This window comes from Paenibacillus sp. LS-5, from assembly GCF_056121505.1.
The window spans coordinates 1-248 of sequence record NZ_JBWAVA010000108.1 but is presented as its reverse complement, the minus strand read 5'-3'; the positions used below and the strand labels follow the sequence as shown (position 1 = coordinate 248).

Below are 248 nucleotides of genomic sequence, written 5' to 3'. Positions count from 1 at the left end.
ATCCGGCGCGATCGCAATCATCCCAGCATCGTCATTTGGGGCCTGCTAAACGAGATCCGGGAGGGCCGCCAATTCCGGTTGGCGGCGGCATCCCTGCCGGCCTTGCGGCAGCTGGACGACACCCGGATGGTCTTTCTCAACAGCGGGCGTTGGGATCTGACGGGAGCGGACGATGGGGTGTTCGCGCGGCTGGACATCTGGCACTCGCCCGCGGGGCGTGAACCTTGGGCCACGCTGAACCCGTCGAG

1 protein-coding gene is annotated in these 248 nt (G+C 66.5%); it reads left to right on the top strand.

Annotation, left to right across the window (positions count from 1 at the left end; translation table 11 throughout):
• On the top strand, positions 1-248 hold a 248-nt coding region (locus tag AC0MA3_RS26665; RefSeq protein ID WP_474658373.1), incomplete at its 3' end, for a glycoside hydrolase family 2 TIM barrel-domain containing protein.